The sequence below is a fragment of the Paenibacillus solanacearum genome (assembly GCF_910593845.1).
Classification (GTDB): domain Bacteria; phylum Bacillota; class Bacilli; order Paenibacillales; family NBRC-103111; genus Paenibacillus_G; species Paenibacillus_G solanacearum.
Map to the genome: position 1 here is coordinate 51266 of NZ_CAJVAS010000003.1, position 17141 is coordinate 68406.

General features: G+C 56.9%; 14 protein-coding genes. 11 read left to right on the top strand and 3 right to left on the bottom strand.

The genetic code is table 11. The features are described from left to right. Position 1: 1 nt before the first annotated feature. The 4 genes from KXG62_RS04705 to KXG62_RS04720 all read left to right on the top strand — a co-directional run bounded on the left by KXG62_RS04705 (position 2) and on the right by KXG62_RS04720 (position 2789). Positions 2–856, top strand: a complete 855-nt coding sequence (locus tag KXG62_RS04705; protein ID WP_218090777.1) for a hypothetical protein — start codon at positions 2–4, stop codon at positions 854–856. 30 nt (positions 857–886) lie between these two features. Next, a complete protein-coding gene (locus tag KXG62_RS04710; RefSeq protein WP_218090778.1) occupies positions 887–1318 on the top strand; it encodes a DUF6220 domain-containing protein in 432 nt (143 codons plus the stop codon). A gap of 264 nt (positions 1319–1582) precedes the next feature. Beyond that, positions 1583–1990 carry a hypothetical protein gene (locus KXG62_RS04715; RefSeq protein WP_218090779.1) on the top strand — a complete coding sequence of 136 codons (408 nt, stop codon included), beginning with the start codon at positions 1583–1585 and terminating at the stop codon, positions 1988–1990. 226 nt (positions 1991–2216) lie between these two features. Continuing rightward, positions 2217–2789 (top strand): histidine phosphatase family protein, encoded by a 573-nt coding sequence (locus KXG62_RS04720; RefSeq protein WP_343223432.1) that lies wholly within the window; start codon positions 2217–2219, stop codon positions 2787–2789. Between the two features lie 43 nt (positions 2790–2832). On the opposite strand, the gene KXG62_RS04725 is transcribed toward KXG62_RS04720, so the two are convergent. Then, positions 2833–3699, bottom strand: a complete 867-nt coding sequence (locus KXG62_RS04725) for an AraC family transcriptional regulator (protein ID WP_218090780.1) — start codon at positions 3697–3699, stop codon at positions 2833–2835. A 154-nt stretch (positions 3700–3853) separates the two neighbouring features. Here KXG62_RS04725 and KXG62_RS04730 point away from each other — a divergent pair, with 154 nt between their 5' ends. Then, positions 3854–5233, top strand: a complete 1380-nt coding sequence (locus tag KXG62_RS04730) for a sulfatase family protein (RefSeq protein ID WP_218090781.1) — start codon at positions 3854–3856, stop codon at positions 5231–5233. Positions 5234–5395: 162 nt separating this feature from the next. On the opposite strand, the gene KXG62_RS04735 is transcribed toward KXG62_RS04730, so the two are convergent. Next, on the bottom strand, positions 5396–6082 hold the full coding sequence (locus KXG62_RS04735; protein WP_218090782.1) for a response regulator transcription factor: 687 nt from the start codon (positions 6080–6082) through the stop codon (positions 5396–5398). Between the two features lie 52 nt (positions 6083–6134). Then, complete coding sequence (locus KXG62_RS04740; protein WP_218090783.1) at positions 6135–7610, bottom strand: sensor histidine kinase; 1476 nt, start codon at positions 7608–7610, stop codon at positions 6135–6137. 151 nt (positions 7611–7761) lie between these two features. Between KXG62_RS04740 and KXG62_RS04745 the strand changes: the two genes are divergently transcribed. The 6 genes from KXG62_RS04745 to KXG62_RS04770 all read left to right on the top strand — a co-directional run bounded on the left by KXG62_RS04745 (position 7762) and on the right by KXG62_RS04770 (position 17125). After that, positions 7762–9081: an ABC transporter substrate-binding protein gene (locus tag KXG62_RS04745; RefSeq protein ID WP_246627292.1), complete on the top strand. Its 1320-nt coding sequence runs from the start codon at positions 7762–7764 to the stop codon at positions 9079–9081. Between the two features lie 78 nt (positions 9082–9159). Further along, positions 9160–10053, top strand: coding sequence for a carbohydrate ABC transporter permease (locus tag KXG62_RS04750; RefSeq protein ID WP_246627293.1), 894 nt, complete (start codon positions 9160–9162; stop codon positions 10051–10053). A 24-nt stretch (positions 10054–10077) separates the two neighbouring features. Next, positions 10078–10953: a carbohydrate ABC transporter permease gene (locus KXG62_RS04755; RefSeq protein ID WP_218090784.1), complete on the top strand. Its 876-nt coding sequence runs from the start codon at positions 10078–10080 to the stop codon at positions 10951–10953. Between the two features lie 38 nt (positions 10954–10991). Further along, complete coding sequence (locus KXG62_RS04760) at positions 10992–12113, top strand: glycoside hydrolase family 88 protein (RefSeq protein WP_218091027.1); 1122 nt, start codon at positions 10992–10994, stop codon at positions 12111–12113. Positions 12114–12350: 237 nt separating this feature from the next. Then, positions 12351–13862, top strand: coding sequence for a sulfatase family protein (locus KXG62_RS04765; protein WP_218090785.1), 1512 nt, complete (start codon positions 12351–12353; stop codon positions 13860–13862). Positions 13863–13999: 137 nt separating this feature from the next. Then, positions 14000–17125 (top strand): chondroitinase family polysaccharide lyase, encoded by a 3126-nt coding sequence (locus KXG62_RS04770; protein ID WP_218090786.1) that lies wholly within the window; start codon positions 14000–14002, stop codon positions 17123–17125. Positions 17126–17141: the final 16 nt, after the last annotated feature.

Consider the following 17141-nt stretch of genomic DNA (forward strand, 5'->3'; position numbering starts at 1 on the left):
GATGAAGAACAAATGGTTAACGGCAGGCGCATGCATCGGGATAGGCGTCATGCTGCTGGCGGGCGGGGCCTACTCGGCCAGAGCCGATGCGCCCGGGTATGAGATGTACAAGACGGCGCTGCAGCAATTGCATTCGGCGGCGAGCTTCACGGTGACGGCCGATGTGTCTGTAACCGATAATGGGGCGAAGGTGGCCGATGCGCAGGCGGCTGTCAAGCATAACCGCGAGCTGGAAACGGTCAGCGTAGCGGCAACCGTCGATCATCTGGGCGAGACGCATTCCATGAACATGTACCGCCAGGATGGACAAATGATTGTGAAAAGCAGTGAAAGCGACGTGTATAAAGTCGTCGAGCGCGGTCCAACACAGTGGAAGCAGGACGGTCCGCCCCAAATCGTGGGACATGTCATCGACAACGTGGCAAGCCGCATGTGGGAGCATGCGAAGGTGGAAGCGGCAGATGACGGCGGCACGCAAATTACGCTGGATCTGACCGGGAGCGAGCTTCCCGTTCCCGTGAAAGCGGTAAGTTCGTTCATTCTTTCCAAAGCTGCAAACAACCCGAAATGGGAGCAGATGCCAAGGTTGAGCAATAACACTGCGCTGGAGCAAATTCACATAGCGGCGAAGCTCGGGCCCGATGCGCGAATGGAACGGCAAACTGCGCAATTCGTCGTCACCGGTAACGACGAGGCAGGCGTTCACCACGTGATCGCGGTTCAGCTTGATGCGCATATTACCGACGTAGACCGGACGGTATCCGACCGGATTGACTTGACGGATAAGCCATTGGAAACGGTGCAGCCTCGCAACGGGAATCACGAGGCGATAGGGCGCGGCTGGCACCGCCAGTAACCTTTGGGTGTAGAGAGGAGTTTCGATCCGATGAATGACGATTCCCCCGAACGCCTCCATGGTGACGTTGTTGTCACCGGTCAGAGCCGGCGAATTCGATCGGTGCGTATCGTCTACGCCTGGCTCGCGGCGATATATTGTCTATGCGTGATCGTCCAAGTGTTTCTGGCCGGTATGGGTTTATTCGTAAGCTCGAACAGCTGGCAGTGGCATCGCACATTTGCCAATTCGTTTGAACTTGTTTCCGTCGTCATGTTTGCATTGTCGTTTGCGGGACGTATCCGCGGCGTGTTGCGCTGGTTCCCGCTCGGGTTGTTCGCGCTCACCGTATTGCAGCATATGACACTGCAGTTGTTCAGCGGTGTGCTCCCCGCGCTGCATACCGTCAATGCGCTGCTCTTATTCTGGATGTCACTGGTTTTAATGAAAAATACGTTAAAATGGACAGTCAACTCTAAATAGGTATTTGCGGTGGCCTTCCGTCTATGCAACCGCCGGCCGGACTTCATATTCTTTACTGTGGATGATACGCGCCATACGTATAGCGTACACAGGGTCCCGTATAGGCTGACGTTTTCTTGCCCCGGTTCATGGCTAAATGGTCCGGGAGCGGGGAGGTCATGAAATGGAGGTCCCATTGAGCGGGGCCTCTCTTTGCGTGGAGGCGTCCGTCGCATCCGGGACGGAAGACATGCAGTTCACACTATGTTTCGGGAGGGAAACGTTTTGACATTTATCGGTCAATATCCGCTGTCCGAGTCGGTCATTACGCCTTATATCGGCCGGCCGATCGGAGCCATTTTGCCGGATGGCGAATTCGTGTGCGGGGTTATTCAATGCATCCATAACGGGAATCTGGTGCTCAAGCCGCTCGGTGTTCCGGAGGCGGCCGTGTTAAGCTTAAAGAAGAAAATGGGCGCGCTGCCGCAAGTCAAAGGGTCGGCTGTCCTGCAGTCCAAACGGAATATGAAACGGATGAATTTGAAGAGCAAAGCACAGATCAAGGCGTTTGGCCCTTACGGGTATCCTTTCGGTTGGGGCTATGGCAGCTGGGGATGGGGAGCCGGGTTATGGTGGATCTGGCCGTTGTTCGCCTTGACGGCGCTGGTGTCGCTGCCCGCTTTCTTCATTTGAGCCGCGGCAGACGATTGGCAGCAAACCTGTTGTCTCCATGATTTCCTGATGGAGCATCGCAATCATGAACATACGGACGGTCATGGCATCCCGAGATTGCGCAGGGGTGCTTTTTTATACATAAACTAATATTTTCCAAGTCTCGCTGCCGTGCTATAATGGGCGATACGCCGTGGTGGAGAATGGACTGCTGCCACGCGGAAAAAGGAAGGCGGGTGGAGACGAAGTGATTACGACGCTTTATTGGGTCAGGCATGCGGATTCGCCTTACATTCCGGGCATGGAGCGCACAAGGGGACTATCCTCGAAAGGAACGGCGGATGCGGCGCAAGTGGCGAAGCGTCTGCGGGACGAACGCATCGATGCGATCATTTCCAGTCCATATGAACGCGCGATCGCTACGGTTAAGGGATTGGCGGACGCATTGCATCTGGAGATTGCCGTCGAAGAAGATTTGCGGGAGAGACAGGTTGCAGGTGAGACGCATCGCTTGGCAATCGATCAGTTCCTTTCCGCGAAGCGTGCCGTGTACGAAGACTGGAATTACTCGTTCCCGGGCGGGGAATCGAGCCGACAGGCGCAGTCGCGGGCGGTACGCGTTCTTACGCGGCTGCTGGAGCAGCATGCGGGCGAATCGATCGTGATCGGCACGCACGGCGACATCATGACGCTCATGATGAACCACTTCGATCCCCGGTATAACTACGCTTTTTGGCAATCCACGACGATGCCCGATATTTACAGACTGCGAATCGAGCGTCAAAAGCTGACGGATGTAACCAGGCTTTGGGGTTACTAAACAGCTAATAACCGATTCTTTTATGCCCATGCACCGCAGACTTCTACTGCAGCCGGGCTTCGTCCGTTTTCAGCCTGTAGTGCGTCGGAGGAAACCCGTAATACAAGCTGAACGCGCGGGAAAACGAAGCGGCATCCGAGTAGCTGAGACTAAGCGCGATTTCCGTCACGGTGAGCGAGGTTTCCTGCAGCAGGCGCATGGCCTTGTCCATTCGCAGCTTCATCAAGTACTTGGCCGGCGACATGCCGATCTGTTCGGCGAATATTTTGGAAAAATACGTGCGATGGATGCCCGCATGCATCGCGACATGCGTCGCGTCAATTTGTTCGGCGTAGTGGGTATGCATATAGTCGACGCTTTTTTTGATCCAGTCCTTCTGCCGGTCCTTCGGCGGCTGCGCCGGTTCCGTCCGGTGCTTCAGCCCGTCGAATAATTTGAACAGCAGACTGGCGTACGCGAGGCGGGGGTCATGAGGGCGAAGCGCTCCGACCGACCAGAACTGCTGCAGCGTCGATTCAATCTCCGCAGACATCGCGTCCTGCAGCCATGGAGTATGCTCGCGGATTCCGGCCAAAGCGAGCAAGGCCGGCGACAGCGGACCGTCGAGAGCGATCCACGCCATCTCCAGCGTAACGTCCGTGCCGGCCGGCCGGTAGCTGTACGAAGTTCGCGGGAACAGGCAGAAGAGGTCGCCTTGACGCAGCTGCACCGATTGCTCGCCGAATTGGAACAGCACGGCACCCGCTTGAACAAAGTGAACGCTGTAATGCTCAATCGTCCGCGGGCCGGCGCCATAGTTCGGCTTGGCGCGGTTCCGCCCGATGCGGACCGGCCACAGCCCGATGGAGTAATTCAATTCGTCGGGAGAAAAATAAATGTTTTCCGCAAACTCCTGCGCGTATTCCTGCATGATCGCCGTGCCTCCCCGGGTAGCGCTTTATCTCCTCAGTATACGGGCAGCCTTACAAATTGCAAAGCGCTTGAAACAAAATGCAATTGTCCGGCGCTAGCCCGTCGCGATATAGTAAGGCTAGGCATCGAACCGCTGAGAGGAGAACATCGTCATGACTCAACCGAATATCCTGTTTATTCTATCCGACGACCAAGGCGCTTGGGCGATGGGCTGCGCAGGCAACCCCGAGATCCGCACGCCGAATTTGGATCGGCTCGCCGCCACCGGCAGCCGGTTCGACCATTTCTTCTGCACGTCTCCCGTGTGCTCGCCGGCGCGCGCTTCGCTGCTGACCGGGCGAATCCCGTCGCAGCACGGAGTGCACGACTGGATCAAGGAAGGGAATATGGGGGAAGGCGCTTTACCTTATCTGGACGATGGGCAGACCGCGTACACCGAGCTGCTCGCAGCGAGCGGGTATACATGCGGGATTAGCGGCAAATGGCATCTGGGCGACAGCGTGACACCGCAAAAAGGCTTCACTCACTGGTTCGTTCATCAATCGGGCGGAAGTCCTTATTATGACGCGCCGATGATACGCGACGGCAAGCCGGGAAAGGAACCGGGACATGTCACGGAGGTTATTACGGAAGATGCGCTGGCGTTTATCGACGGGCAGACCGGACAGGCTCCGTTCTACCTGAGCGTGCATTATACGGCGCCGCACAGTCCGTGGATCGGCCAACATCCGGAACCATTCGTCGCGTTGTACAACGACTGCCCGTTCGATAGCTGTCCTCAAGAGCCTGCTCATCCGTGGACGATCCCGAATGCGCCTTGGGGCAGCAACTGGCGTGAGAATCTGAAGGGGTATTTTGCCGCCGTTACGGCAATGGATCTGCAAATCGGCCGATTGATCGACCGGCTGGAGGAGAAAGGGCTGCGGGAGCAGACGCTGATCGTGTTCATGGGGGATAACGGCTTCAACTGCGGCCATCACGGATTTTGGGGAAAAGGCAACGGCACGTTTCCGCAAAATATGTACGATACGTCGGTCAAGGTGCCAGCGATCTTCAGTCATCCTGGGACGATTCCGCAAGCAACGGTGTGCGCTTCCATGCTGAGCGGTTACGACGTGATGCCGACGCTGCTGGAGTATGCCGGTTTGGCCGGCGCGATACCGGACGGACTGCCGGGGGTCAGCTTCGCGCCGCTGCTGCGGGGTGAGACGACGACGGAGCGGGAGCATGTATTCATCTACGATGAGTACGGACCGGTGCGCATGGTGCGGAGCCGCGAGTGGAAATATGTGCACCGGTACCCGTACGGGCCGCATGAGCTGTACGATCTGCTGCGCGATCCGGACGAGCGGACGAATCTGATCAACGCATCGGAGCAGCAGGAACGAATCGCCCGGATGAAGGCGGAGCTGGACGGCTGGTTTGTCCGCTACGCCGATCCGGCGCGCGACGGGGTGCGAGAGCCGGTCCGCGGGGGCGGGCAGCTGCGGCTGGCAGGTCCGGACGGCGGCGGCAAGACGGCATTTCTATAAGCACAGAGTATACTCATCCATTGGAATGCCGTATTCGTACCTGCGCAAAAAAAGAAGCAAAAGGCTGCATTTCTCTCTCTCCATGGGGAGACTGCGCCTGTAGCTTCTTTTTTAATCGCACATATTGCATGGATATGTTATCTCGTTTTCAGCTTCTGCCGATTACAGCTTTTTCAGCGTTTCGAAAATGCGCAGCTCGTTGACGCTGCGAATCACGTCGGAAATGCTGGAAAGCTTGAATTTTTTCAAGATGCTGTTGATTTGCTTCTTGATCGTTTCATATTCGACGCTTCGTTCCTCGGCAATCGCTTTGCGCGATTTCCCTTCGCACAGCTGACGCAGCACCTGCAGCTCGCTCGGCGTCAATTCCGAAATAATCTGAATGACGAACAGCAGGCTGCTTTCCGTCCGCTTCACGCGGGCGAATTCCTCGCGTATTTTCTCGGCGATCATCGGCCGGATCGGGGATTGATTGTGGTAAGCGGAACGGATCGCGTCGAGAATTTCCTCGTTGGCGGCCGTCTTGAGCAAATAATCGTGAATGCCGGATTGAAATGCGGCGAAGATGAAGTTGTCGTCTTTGTGCACGGTCAGCACAATAATTTTGATATGCGGCAGCTTCTCGTTGATTTGTTTGGCCGCTTCGATGCCAGCATACTGGCTCTCCATCTCGATATCCAGCAGGACTACGTCCGGCTGATGCATCGCCGCCTGCATCACGGCTTCATAGCCTGTTGCCGCTGCGGCGACGCATTGCATCGTCCCCGACTGGGCGATCACCCGCTCCAGTCTTCTTCGGTGCGCCTCCATATCGTCCGCGATTACGATTCGAATGTTATGTTCCGTCATGTCGGCCCCCTTGATGGACGGGGGAACGTTTTATTCCCCCGATTTCTCTATTTCAAACGACAGGCAAGAAGATCGTAAAGGACGTGCCGGCGCCGACCTTGCTTTCCACTTGAATTTTCCCGTCATGGCCGGTCACGATCTTGTGGCAGTACGATAAGCCGATCCCCCAGTTGTTCACCGACGCCTTCGTTGTAAAGAACGGATTGAAGATTTGATCCAGCAGCTCCTCGGGGACGCCGGGTCCATTGTCCGAGATGCGGATCATCCCCCAGCCGTTGCGCTGCGCGATCTCCACCGTAACGATTCCCCGCTCCTGCCCCGCTAACGATTCGATCGCATTTTTCAGCAAATTGTAGATCGCTTCACTCAAATGCGGCGCGTCGATATAGGCGACGGGGGAGGGAACCGATTCGGGTATAAACCGGACTTCGACGGTCGCGCTGCGCGGCTCGAGCAGCGATAACGCCTGCCGGACCGGGGCTTCGAGCGGCTGCGCCTGCAAATTAAGCTGAATGCGCTTGAATTTATCCGCCGCTTCGTTGATGCTGCCCATCCCCGCTTCGCATGATTTCAGCATCAGGTTCAGGCTGTACACGGTATCTTCGTCGCCGGCATGCTTGTCCTTCAAGTACTCGGCTTCCGATTGAATCGCGATCAGGTGATTTTTCAGCGCATGAGTGAACGCCCTTGTTCCGAGCGTCGCCGTATCGATGCTTTTGTTAATTTGAATATCGCGGTTTCGGCGGTACGTCTCAATCGAGTTATACTTGTACACAATAACGAGCATGAACGTCAGCGCGGCATATACCACATAAGGCATGATGGACAGCATGAGCTTGTGCGTGCCGAACGTCGGCTGCAAGTAATTGTAGTACCCTTCCAAGTAGGTGGCTTTCACCAAGTTTTTGGGCGCCCAAGAGAAGAGCATAACGTGTAGAAGCGCGACAGGAATGAGGCTGAGCGTGTGCACCAGCGTCATGTTTTTAATAAACCGGATGTTCGGATATTTCCAGTAATAATGCACCATCAACGTGAAGGCGCCGACCAGCATCACATATTTGGCAAAATGCACGACGTGATTCGACAACGCCAGCGCGTAACGGAGTGATTCGTTCTGTACGGCAATATGGACCGCCGGATCGTATAGAACGAGCGAAACGGCGAATCCCGCGGCCAACACGATGTACGTCCGGCGCTGTGTACCCGGGCTGAGGCTCCGGGTGAACGAAACGGCGAAACCGAGCAGCGAGCAGTAGAACAGCATGACGCCAAGATTCAACAGCCGGATCAGCAGCAGCGGATTGAATTTGGCCAGCACGAGATAGTTCCATGTGCCGGGGCTGAAATTGAAAACGGAATCGATGATGTTGTAATAATAATTAAATTTGCTCAAATAAAGAACGAACGAGACAAAGGAAACAACCCAACTGGCGATAATGCCGTACATGAAGCGTGTGGACGTACTGTTCAGCTTGTTGTACGTAACCAGTACCGAGACCGATAAAAAAATAAGCGTGACGATAATCATGATGACAACCTCTTCAGCCGGGAAGTTGGACCGGACCTGTCATGCGCGGGGGAATAAAACTTTCAACTCCCGGCATTCCGGAATCCGGTTTACAATAACGTCATGGGAAGCGCATACAAAAATCATAACAAAACCAAAGGGTGGATGTAAAATGAATAAAATTGTTAGCCTGACCTTGGCAGGCGCGCTTGCGGCGGGGCTGACGGCTGGCTGTTCTTCTTCGAAACCGTCCGCTCAAGGCGGGAACGGGGCAGGAAGCGGCGGCGAAGGCAAGCCGGTGAAGCTGAAAATGACGGTGCTCTCGGACGACTTGAATACGTTCAAGCTGGCGTATGACGAGTTCAAGAAGGAGAATCCGAACATCGACGTCCAGCTGGAGACGATTCCGCAGCAGCAATATTACGATAAGCTTCGGCTGCAGTTGTCTTCCGGCGAAGATATCGATATTATCGGCGGCAATATGGACGTATTCCTGGACACAGGCATATTAGAGCCGCTTGACGATTATATCAAGAAAAATAAAATCGACGTTTCCGGCTTCGGCCCGCTCTATGACAGCTTGAAGGTGAACGATAAAATGTACGGCCTTCCTTACCGGAAGTCGAATTGGATGCTCTATTACAATAAAACGCTGTTCGACCAGGCGAAGGTGCCGTATCCGAAAGCGGACATGACGTGGGACGAGTTCCGGGATTTGGCCAAAAAAATGACGAAGGGCGAAGGCGCGAACAAAATATACGGCGCGTTCCTCCATCCGTGGGCGCAAACGTGGTACATCCAGGCGGTGCAGGGCGGCTCCACGATCATCGACAAAGATTTGGCGCCGTTCAAGAAGGCGCTGCAGTTCCGGATGGACATGGAAAAAGACGGCTCGATCATGTCCTGGGCGGAGCAAATCTCGACGTCGGCCCATTACAATTCCGCCTTCCAAAAAGGCAACGTAGCGATGAACCTGATCGGCGACTGGCACGTCGCGCAGCTCAGACAGGCGGAAGAGGAGAAGAAGATCAGCTTCGATTGGGACGTCGTTCCGGTGCCGCATCCGCCGGGTGTTCCGGCCAACACGAGCCTTGCGACGCCGGTCTCGCTCATGGTGAACAAAAATTCCAAGCATAAGGAAGAAGCGTTCAAAGTGTTGGAATATATGACAGGTGCCAAGGGCGCCAAACTATTCGCTTCCAAAGGGTTCTTGACCGGATACAGCAACGACGAGATCCGGAAAGCGTACGTAGGCGACGGAAGCATGAAGCCGAAAAACATTCATTACTTCGTCGAGCAAAAAGAATACGCCGAGTACCCGCTGCTGCCAGGCGTGAAAAATATTGTGCTCAACAACATTTACAAGCAGGAAGGCGAAGTCGCCTTGACCGGCGGGCAGACGGCCGATCAGGCAATCCAAAAGATCGGCGCAAGGGTTCAGAAGGAATGGGCGGACAAGTACGAAAAGGATTTCAAGGCAGCCAAGAAATAATGCTGTAAGCCCGGGCCGGGTCTCGCTGTCTCGTCTTCCATAAGGCGAGACTCGGCTGTCCAGACAGGAGTGATTCGTTTGCTAAGGCCACACAACAAAGCCGTCACCAGCAGCAGAATGACGGGATACCTCTTTTTGCTGCCGAATATTATCGGATTTCTCGTCTTTATTTGTTTTCCCGTCTTTGCTTCGTTCCTCATGAGCTTCACCGATTGGAACGGCTTCGGCCAAGTCAATTTTACCGGCTTCGACAATTATACCCGGCTGTGGGGGGACGAGACGTTTCGCATTTCGCTGCTTAACAGCTTGATCATGACCGTCGTCTCCGTACCTGCGACGCTGCTGCTCGCCGTATTGGCGGCCGTTGCGCTCAATAAAGGCATACGGGGCATCAAGCTGTTCCGCACAGCGATCTTCCTGCCCCATATTACAGCGACGATCGCGGTAGCCGTCGTATGGCAGCTGCTGTACAATCCGACGATGGGGCCGATCAACGGCTTGCTGCGGACGATAGGCGTGGACAACCCGCCGGCTTGGCTGGCGTCCGGCGATTGGGCGCTGCTGTCGGTCATCATCGTGAGTATTTGGCATTCCATCGGATACTACATGGTGCTTTATTTGGCGGGCTTGCAGGGCATTCCGAGAGATTTGTACGAAGCGGCTGAAATCGACGGCGCCGGCAAGGCGTCCCAGTTTCGCAACGTGACGCTGCCGATGCTGTCGCCGGTTATTTTTTTCACGGTCATTATCGGCATCATCAATTCGTTCAAAGTGTTCGACCTCGTCTACGTGCTGACCAAGGGAGGCCCGGGACGGTCCACGCATATGCTCGTCTACGACATCTACTATACCGCGTTCCAGCGGTATGAATACGGCTATGCTTCGGCTATGGCTTATGTCCTGTTCGCCATCATTGCCGTCATTACATTCATCCAGTTCAAGGGGCAGAGCCGCTGGGTTAACTACTCCTAAGCGGAGCAGAGGGGAGGGATTGCAATGAAGTTGGCCCATTCTCGGGCAGAAGCCTATACCGCTCCGAAGCCGTTCCGACTGTCTTTGAAGATTCGCAGCGCTGTACTGTACGCCGTACTCATTCTCGTGTCCTTATCGATGGTGCTGCCGTTCGTATGGATGATTTCGGCGTCGCTCAAGTCGGAGGCGGAAGTGTTCAGCTTCCCGATCCGCTGGATTCCGAGCACGCTTTATGGGTCCAATTACGAGAAAGTATGGGTGAAGCTGCCGTTTTTTTCATACTACGTGAACACGGTCAAAATCGCGGTATCGACAACCGTCCTGCAGATCGTCACCTGCTCGATGGCGGCCTACGCGTTCGCCAAGGTCCGGTTTCCGGAACGGGACAAGCTGTTTTTCCTGTATGTGGCGACGATGATGATTCCGTTCCAGGTGATGATGATCCCGCAGTTTTTGCTCATGAAGCAGCTCGGGCTGATCGATTCCCACTGGGCGCTGATCATGTTGGGCGCCTTCAGCCCGTTCGGCGTCTTCTTGTTCCGGCAGTTCTTCATGTCGATTCCGGAGGAGCTGTCGGAGGCGGCGCGCATTGACGGACTGAGCGAATTCGGCATTTATGTCCGCGTAATCCTGCCGTTGACGCGGCCGGCGATCGCCAGTCTGACGATCTTTACGTTTATGCATGCGTGGAATGATTTTCTCGGTCCGCTCATTTACTTGAACTCGGACCATTTGTTTACGCTGCAGCTCGGCATGCAGCATTTCCAATCGGAGCATGCGACGGAGTACGGCCCGCTGATGGCCGCGGCGGTGTCCGCCATCGTGCCGACGATCGTCATTTATTTTTTGGCGCAGGATCACTTTGTCGAAGGCATTGCCGCCGGCGCGGTCAAAGGATAACCGCTATCCAAGGATGAACTCGAAGGAGAGAAGCAATGATGTGGAAACAGGCGATAGACGACGCGGTTGAGAAGGTGCGCCGCAATATCGGGAAGTTCGGCGACGGCTACCCTCACGTCGGACAGCAGGGCAGCTACAGCGGGAATTTGAATCCGAACAACGAATGGACGTCCGGCTTCTGGTCGGGCCTGCTGTGGCTGTCCTATGAATATACGAAGGATCCGGTATTCCGGGAGGCGGCGGCGGCTACGGTCGACAGCTTCCATCGGCGCCTCATTCATAACGAGGCGATCGAGCATCATGACATCGGCTTCCTGTATACGCTGTCATCGAAAGCGCAGTGGATGATCGAACATGACGAAACGGCCAAGCAGTTGACGGTGCAGGCGGCAGAGAAGCTGTACGGCCGCTGGCGCGCAGAAGGCGGATACATTCAGGCATGGGGACCGATCGGATGCCCGGAGCAGGGCGGCCGGATTATTATCGACTGCCTGATGAACCTGCCGCTGTTGTATTGGGCTTCGCAGACGACCGGGGAAGCGCGTTTCGCAGAGATAGCAGTGGCCCACGCGGAATTAAGCAGACGGTACCTCGTTCGCGGCGACGATTCGAGCTATCATACGTTTTATTTCGATCAGCAGACCGGCGAGCCGGTCGGCGGCGCGACGGCGCAAGGGTACCGCCACGGATCGACTTGGACCCGCGGGCAGGCATGGGGTGTGTACGGATTCGCCTTGTCCTACCGGTATACGGGTGACGCGGCCTATTTGGAGACGTCCAAGCGGATGGCCCGTTATTTTCTGGCGCATTTGCCGGAAGATCAGGTGGCCTATTGGGACTTTGACGTGCCGGTGCAAGGAGGAACGTACCGCGACAGCTCGGCGTCGGCGATCGTCTGCGCCGCGTTGCTGGAGCTGCTGGAGCAGCTGCCGGATGGCGATCCGGACCGGGCGTGGCTGCAGCAGGGCTTGGAGCGGTCGCTCCGGTCGCTGACGGAGCGCTACGCCGCAATCGGGCAGCCGGAAGCGGAAGGGCTGCTGCTTCACGGCTCGTACAGCGTGAGAGGCAATAATGCGCCGGACGACTTCATGATCTGGGGCGACTATTATTACTTGGAGGCGCTGCTGCGGGTGGAGTGCGGCATCAAGGGGTATTGGTAGTGGAATAGTGTAAAATCATTTGACCGTGCAGTAATCATGATCACTGTACGGTCTTTTCGCGTTGTTCCCTACACATCATCAATTCATACAAGCACATATCGTAAAATATTTAGCCTAGATATTTTGAAAAAAACTACAAATTGCAAAGTAAAAGCTACACTGCATCATTGTGGCTGCGAGCCTGCGGGCGCTATAGTAAGGGTATCAACGCACACGCAAACTCAAGCGGAGGCTGCCATGAACAAACCGAACATCGTCCTCATTACGAGCGACCAACAGCATTGGAATACGATTGGGGCATTCAACCCGGAGGTGCGGACGCCGAATCTCGACCGGCTTGTCCGCGAGGGAACGACCTTCGGCAGGGCATACTGCCCGAATCCGACGTGTACGCCTACGAGAGCCTCGATCATTACCGGCATGTATCCGAGCCAGCACGGAGCGTGGACGCTGGGCACGAAGCTGCCCGAAGACCGGGCGACCGTCGGGGAATGGTTGAGCCGGGCGCAATACAGGACGGCATTAATCGGTAAAGCGCATTTTCAGCCGATCGGCTCAACCACGCAGCATCCTTCGCTGGAAGGAACAGACAAATTGCATGACTATGATTTCTGGCGGTCGTTTACCGGGCCGTATTACGGCTTCGAGCGCGTGGAGCTGCTGCGAAACCATGCGAACGAATGGCTGGCCGGGCAGCATTACGCGCTGTGGATGGAGGCGCAGGGAGCTTCGAACTGGAAAGATTACTTTATGGCGCCGACCGGTACCATGGACGGGAAAACGAAGTTTCATTGGCCGATTCCCGAGCAGTATCACTATAACCGGTGGATCGCCGAGCGTACGAACGCGCTGCTTGGCGAGTACAAGCAAAGCGGCGACGCGTTCTTCCTGTGGGCGAGCTTTCCCGATCCGCATCCCCCGTACTTGGTTCCCGAGCCTTGGGCGAGCATGTACGATCCGGAGCAGCTGACGATTCCGAAGCTGACGCCCGGCGAGCATGACCGAAATCCGCCGCACTTCGGCATGACGCAGCAGGCGTCGCCCGATTTTTCGGCTTACAAGGAAACGGGCTTCGGCATTCACGGATATCATTCGCATCGCCGCATGACCGAGGAAGAGCATAAGAAGGCGGTAGCGGTCTATTACGGGATGATCAGCTTCATGGATCAATATATCGGCACGATCTTGAACCGGCTCGATGAGCTCGGATTGAGCGACAATACGATCGTCGTCTTCACGACGGATCACGGCCATTTCTTCGGACAGCACGGCTTGCAGGCGAAGGGCGGCTTCCACTACGAAGATTTGATCCGCGTGCCGTTCATCGTCAAATACCCGGGACAAGTGCCTGCAGGACATGTATCGGATTCGCTGCAATCTTTGGTCGATCTGGCTCCGACATTCTTGTCGTTGGCCGGCGTGCCCGTTCCGGAGACGATGACCGGCGTCGATCAATCGGACGTATGGCGGAATCCTTCGACCGAAGCGAGAGACCACGCCCTATGCGAATTTCATCATGAGCCTACGACCATTCACCAAAAAACGTATGTCGACCGCAAATACAAAATTACCGTGTACTACCGCCAAACGTACGGCGAACTGTTCGATCTTGAAGAGGATCCCGGCGAAATTCACAACCTGTGGGACGACGCGCGCTACGCGGATATCAAGATGGAGCTGCTCCTGAAATACATCTGGGCGGAGCTTGGCAAAGAACCGATGCCGATGCCACGGGTTTCCCACGCGTAGCTAGGCTTCCGGCGCAGGAACGAAGCGCGCTCAGCGCGGCAGGGGGAATAAAACATTCATCTTCTGGGGAAACGCTGCCCGCGTTACAATGAACCCAAACGCTGCTTGCGTATAGACCAAAGGGGGCGCGTACAATCGTGAACCGTACCGTTTATTCATTCGAGGAAGGGGTGCCGGAAGGCTTCTCCGCAGCGCAGCCGGGGGCGCTTGCCATATGCGGACACCGCTATAAGGACGGCCGATTCGCACTGCGCTGGGATCGGGCGTACCGGTCCGCACTGACCGTATCGGCGCCGATCGGTTTTCAGCCGTATAAGGAAAATACGGTCAATCAGGCGAGGGATACGTTCGCCGTCTGGGTTTATAACGAGAAGCCCGTGAACGACAAGCTCGTATTCCGCTTCGGCCGGGGAGCAAGCACCGATTGCTTCTTTGAATTTCAGTTGGCTTTTCAAGGCTGGCGCACCGCATGGGTGATGTTCGAGCGCGATATGCAGGGAACGCCGAGGCCTGATATGGATACGCTTACAATCGAAGGTCCGAGAACGGAGGACCCTGGCAGCTTGTATTTCGATCAGATGGTATTATCCGTTCCCGTCGATCCCCGGCATCCGACGAGAGACGAACAGGTGCCGCAGGTCAACATGCGCGCGGATCGCGGAGCGAATAACCACTGGCTCAGCTTGTACCGGTTTTCCCGCATGCGGCCTAAGCGCACCGAAGCCGCTCTATCGGATTCGCCGTCGGCCGAAGCGATTCTTCACAAGTATGAGGACTGGCTGTGGAGCAGGAGAAGTAAGAAGGATGCGCAGCAGCAATGGGCGTCGCTGCTGGAGCAATTCGCCACATTCCGGATCGCCAGCGATGAAGGGCGCCGCTCAGGGAGGCCTGTTCTGCTCGTGCACGGACAAGAAGTATTTCCGGTGCATTGCAAGCCGGAGCTGACCGCGCTCACGGATGCCGTCAACGTCAAATCATATACCGAATGGCTGCTGAACGCCGCCTATGCGTACCGCATGGCAGAGAGCGAGCGGCTGCGGGCCGGCATCGGGGAAGCGTTCATTCAAGCGCTTGAGCATTGGCATGACCAAGGCTGGGCAGCCGGGAGCGCGCTCGGGACGGTGCATCATCTAGGTTACAATCTCCAATCGTTGTATCCGGCCGTGCTGCTCATGAGGGAGATGCTCGCGCAGAACGCGCCTGCGTCGCTGAAGCGGGCGCAGCAGGCAATGTACTGGTACAGCGGCGCCGGGCGCATTCATATGGACCCGCAAGAGGTCGAAGGGAATATCGACATCTTCAATACGACGCTGGCCGGCATGCTCGCATCCATCCTGCTGATGGAGCGCGGAGCGGAGCAGGCGGAAGAGCTGCAGGCGTTCAGCCGCTGGCTCAGCCAATCGCTCAGACCGGCTCTCGGCCTCCGGGCGGCGATCAAGTCCGACGGCTCGATGTACCATCACGTGAACCATTACCCGGCATACGCCGCAGGCGGTCTGAACGGCGTAACGCCGGTCGTGTACATGCTGAGCGGCACGCCGTACCGGATTGCGGAGGATGCGCACGCCGCCCTTCGCAAGGCGCTGCTGTCGATGCGGCTGTACTGCCATAAGTACGAATGGCTCGTCAGCCTGTCCGCCCGCCATCCGACCGGGAAAGGCTCGCTGCCGCTGCTTCCTTTCAAATACATGGCGCTGTCGGGCATGCCGGACGGCAGCGATGCGCTCGACCGCGAGACGGCGGCGGCCTATTTGCGGCTGCTCCCGCGCGGAGCCGAAGAAGAAACGCGGCTTCGGCTGGAGCAAGCCGGCATCCGGCCGGAATCGGATCCGAGCGGCCACTGGTCGATGAATTACGCCGCGCTCGGCCTTCACCGGCGGGACGGCTGGCTGGCCGGCGTGCGAGGGCACAGCCGTTATTTGTGGGCGAACGAGACGTATGTCGATTGCAATTTATACGGCCGGTACATCGCCTACGGTCACCTGCAAATCATGGCCGGAGGCGAGCCTGTCAACCACGCGGACAGCGGCTATGCGCCGGAAGGGTGGGACTGGAACCGCTGGCCGGGGACGACGACGGTGCATCTGCCTTGGGAGGAGCTGTGCGCCGACGTGCGCAACGTCGATACGTGGAGCGGCTTCGAGGAAATGCTGCTGTCCGACGAAACGTATTGCGGCAGCCTGCATCTGGAGAACCGCAACGGCATGTTCGCAATGAAGCTGCACGGGCATCCCAAGTACGACGGCTCGCAGCGAGCCCGCAAGTCGTTCTTTTTCTTTGACGACCGGATCGTCGCCATCGGGACGGGTATTGAGAACACGAGCGCTTACCCGACCCAGACGACGCTGTTTCAGAACCGGCTCGCGCACAGCGACGATCCGATCTGGATACAAGTAGATTCACAAGCGGACGGAGCGGATGATACAGAGCACTCGCGTAAACATGCGGCAGCCGACAACCAAGGCCGGGGCGCCGATCATGCGGCAGACCCGTCGGTCATCGCCTTATTTCCTTATGCCGCCACATGGCAGGGGTACAGCGCCATAGGGCTGATCGATAATCAGGGGCATGGCTATTACATCCCCGCCGGCCAGACGGTGTCCGTCTCCCGAAGAAAGCAGCTTTCCAAGCATCAGAAGGACCGATCGGACACGGAAGGCGATTTTGCTTCCGCTTGGTTCGAGCATGGGACAGCGCCACAAAGCGGCGAGTACGAATATGCGATCCTCGTCCGGACGCATGCGGAGGCGATGCGCCGCTTTGCCGAACGGATGACGGACGACGGCACAGCGCCCTATAGCGTGCTGCAAAAAGACCGCATCGCTCATGTCGTGCGGGACCGCGAGAGCGCGACGACCGCATACGCGATGTTCGAGGCGGGACGTACCGCTGCCACCGGATGGCTGGAGCAGACGGACACGCCGTGCATGGTGATGATCCGCGAGACGGGCGACGGCGGGCTGATCGTCAGCGCCGTCGATCCGGATTTGCGGTTGTACGAAGGCATGGAAGCCGACCAGTACGACGAGTACGGCGTGCAGCGGGAGGTCAGCGTGTACTCGCGGCCGTGGGTTCATGCAGACAGCCGGCTGCACCGGGTGACGCTTGTTCTACGGGGTGCGTGGGCGCTCGCCGATCCTTCCCGGGATACCCGTGCGAGCGTGTGCGGCCGGGACGGAGAGCGGACGCTGCTCGCACTGGATTGCAAGGACGCGGCGCCGATCGAGATCGTGCTCGTCAGCGCGGCCGATAGGCATCAATAGTAGAGAGGGGATGTTG

Excerpts from the sequence above, each read along its gene's own strand:
- KXG62_RS04745 (WP_246627292.1), top strand. The coding sequence starts at position 7,762 with ATGAATAAAATTGTTAGCCTGACCTTGGCAGGCGCGCTTGCGGCGGGG.
- KXG62_RS04765 (WP_218090785.1), top strand. The coding sequence starts at position 12,351 with ATGAACAAACCGAACATCGTCCTCATTACGAGCGACCAACAGCATTGG.
- KXG62_RS04760 (WP_218091027.1), top strand. The coding sequence starts at position 10,992 with ATGTGGAAACAGGCGATAGACGACGCGGTTGAGAAGGTGCGCCGCAAT.
- KXG62_RS04730 (WP_218090781.1), top strand. The coding sequence starts at position 3,854 with ATGACTCAACCGAATATCCTGTTTATTCTATCCGACGACCAAGGCGCT.
- KXG62_RS04755 (WP_218090784.1), top strand. The coding sequence starts at position 10,078 with ATGAAGTTGGCCCATTCTCGGGCAGAAGCCTATACCGCTCCGAAGCCG.
- KXG62_RS04735 (WP_218090782.1), bottom strand. The coding sequence starts at position 6,082 with ATGACGGAACATAACATTCGAATCGTAATCGCGGACGATATGGAGGCG.
- KXG62_RS04740 (WP_218090783.1), bottom strand. The coding sequence starts at position 7,610 with ATGATTATCGTCACGCTTATTTTTTTATCGGTCTCGGTACTGGTTACG.
- KXG62_RS04725 (WP_218090780.1), bottom strand. The coding sequence starts at position 3,699 with ATGCAGGAATACGCGCAGGAGTTTGCGGAAAACATTTATTTTTCTCCC.
- KXG62_RS04705 (WP_218090777.1), top strand. The coding sequence starts at position 2 with ATGAAGAACAAATGGTTAACGGCAGGCGCATGCATCGGGATAGGCGTC.
- KXG62_RS04710 (WP_218090778.1), top strand. The coding sequence starts at position 887 with ATGAATGACGATTCCCCCGAACGCCTCCATGGTGACGTTGTTGTCACC.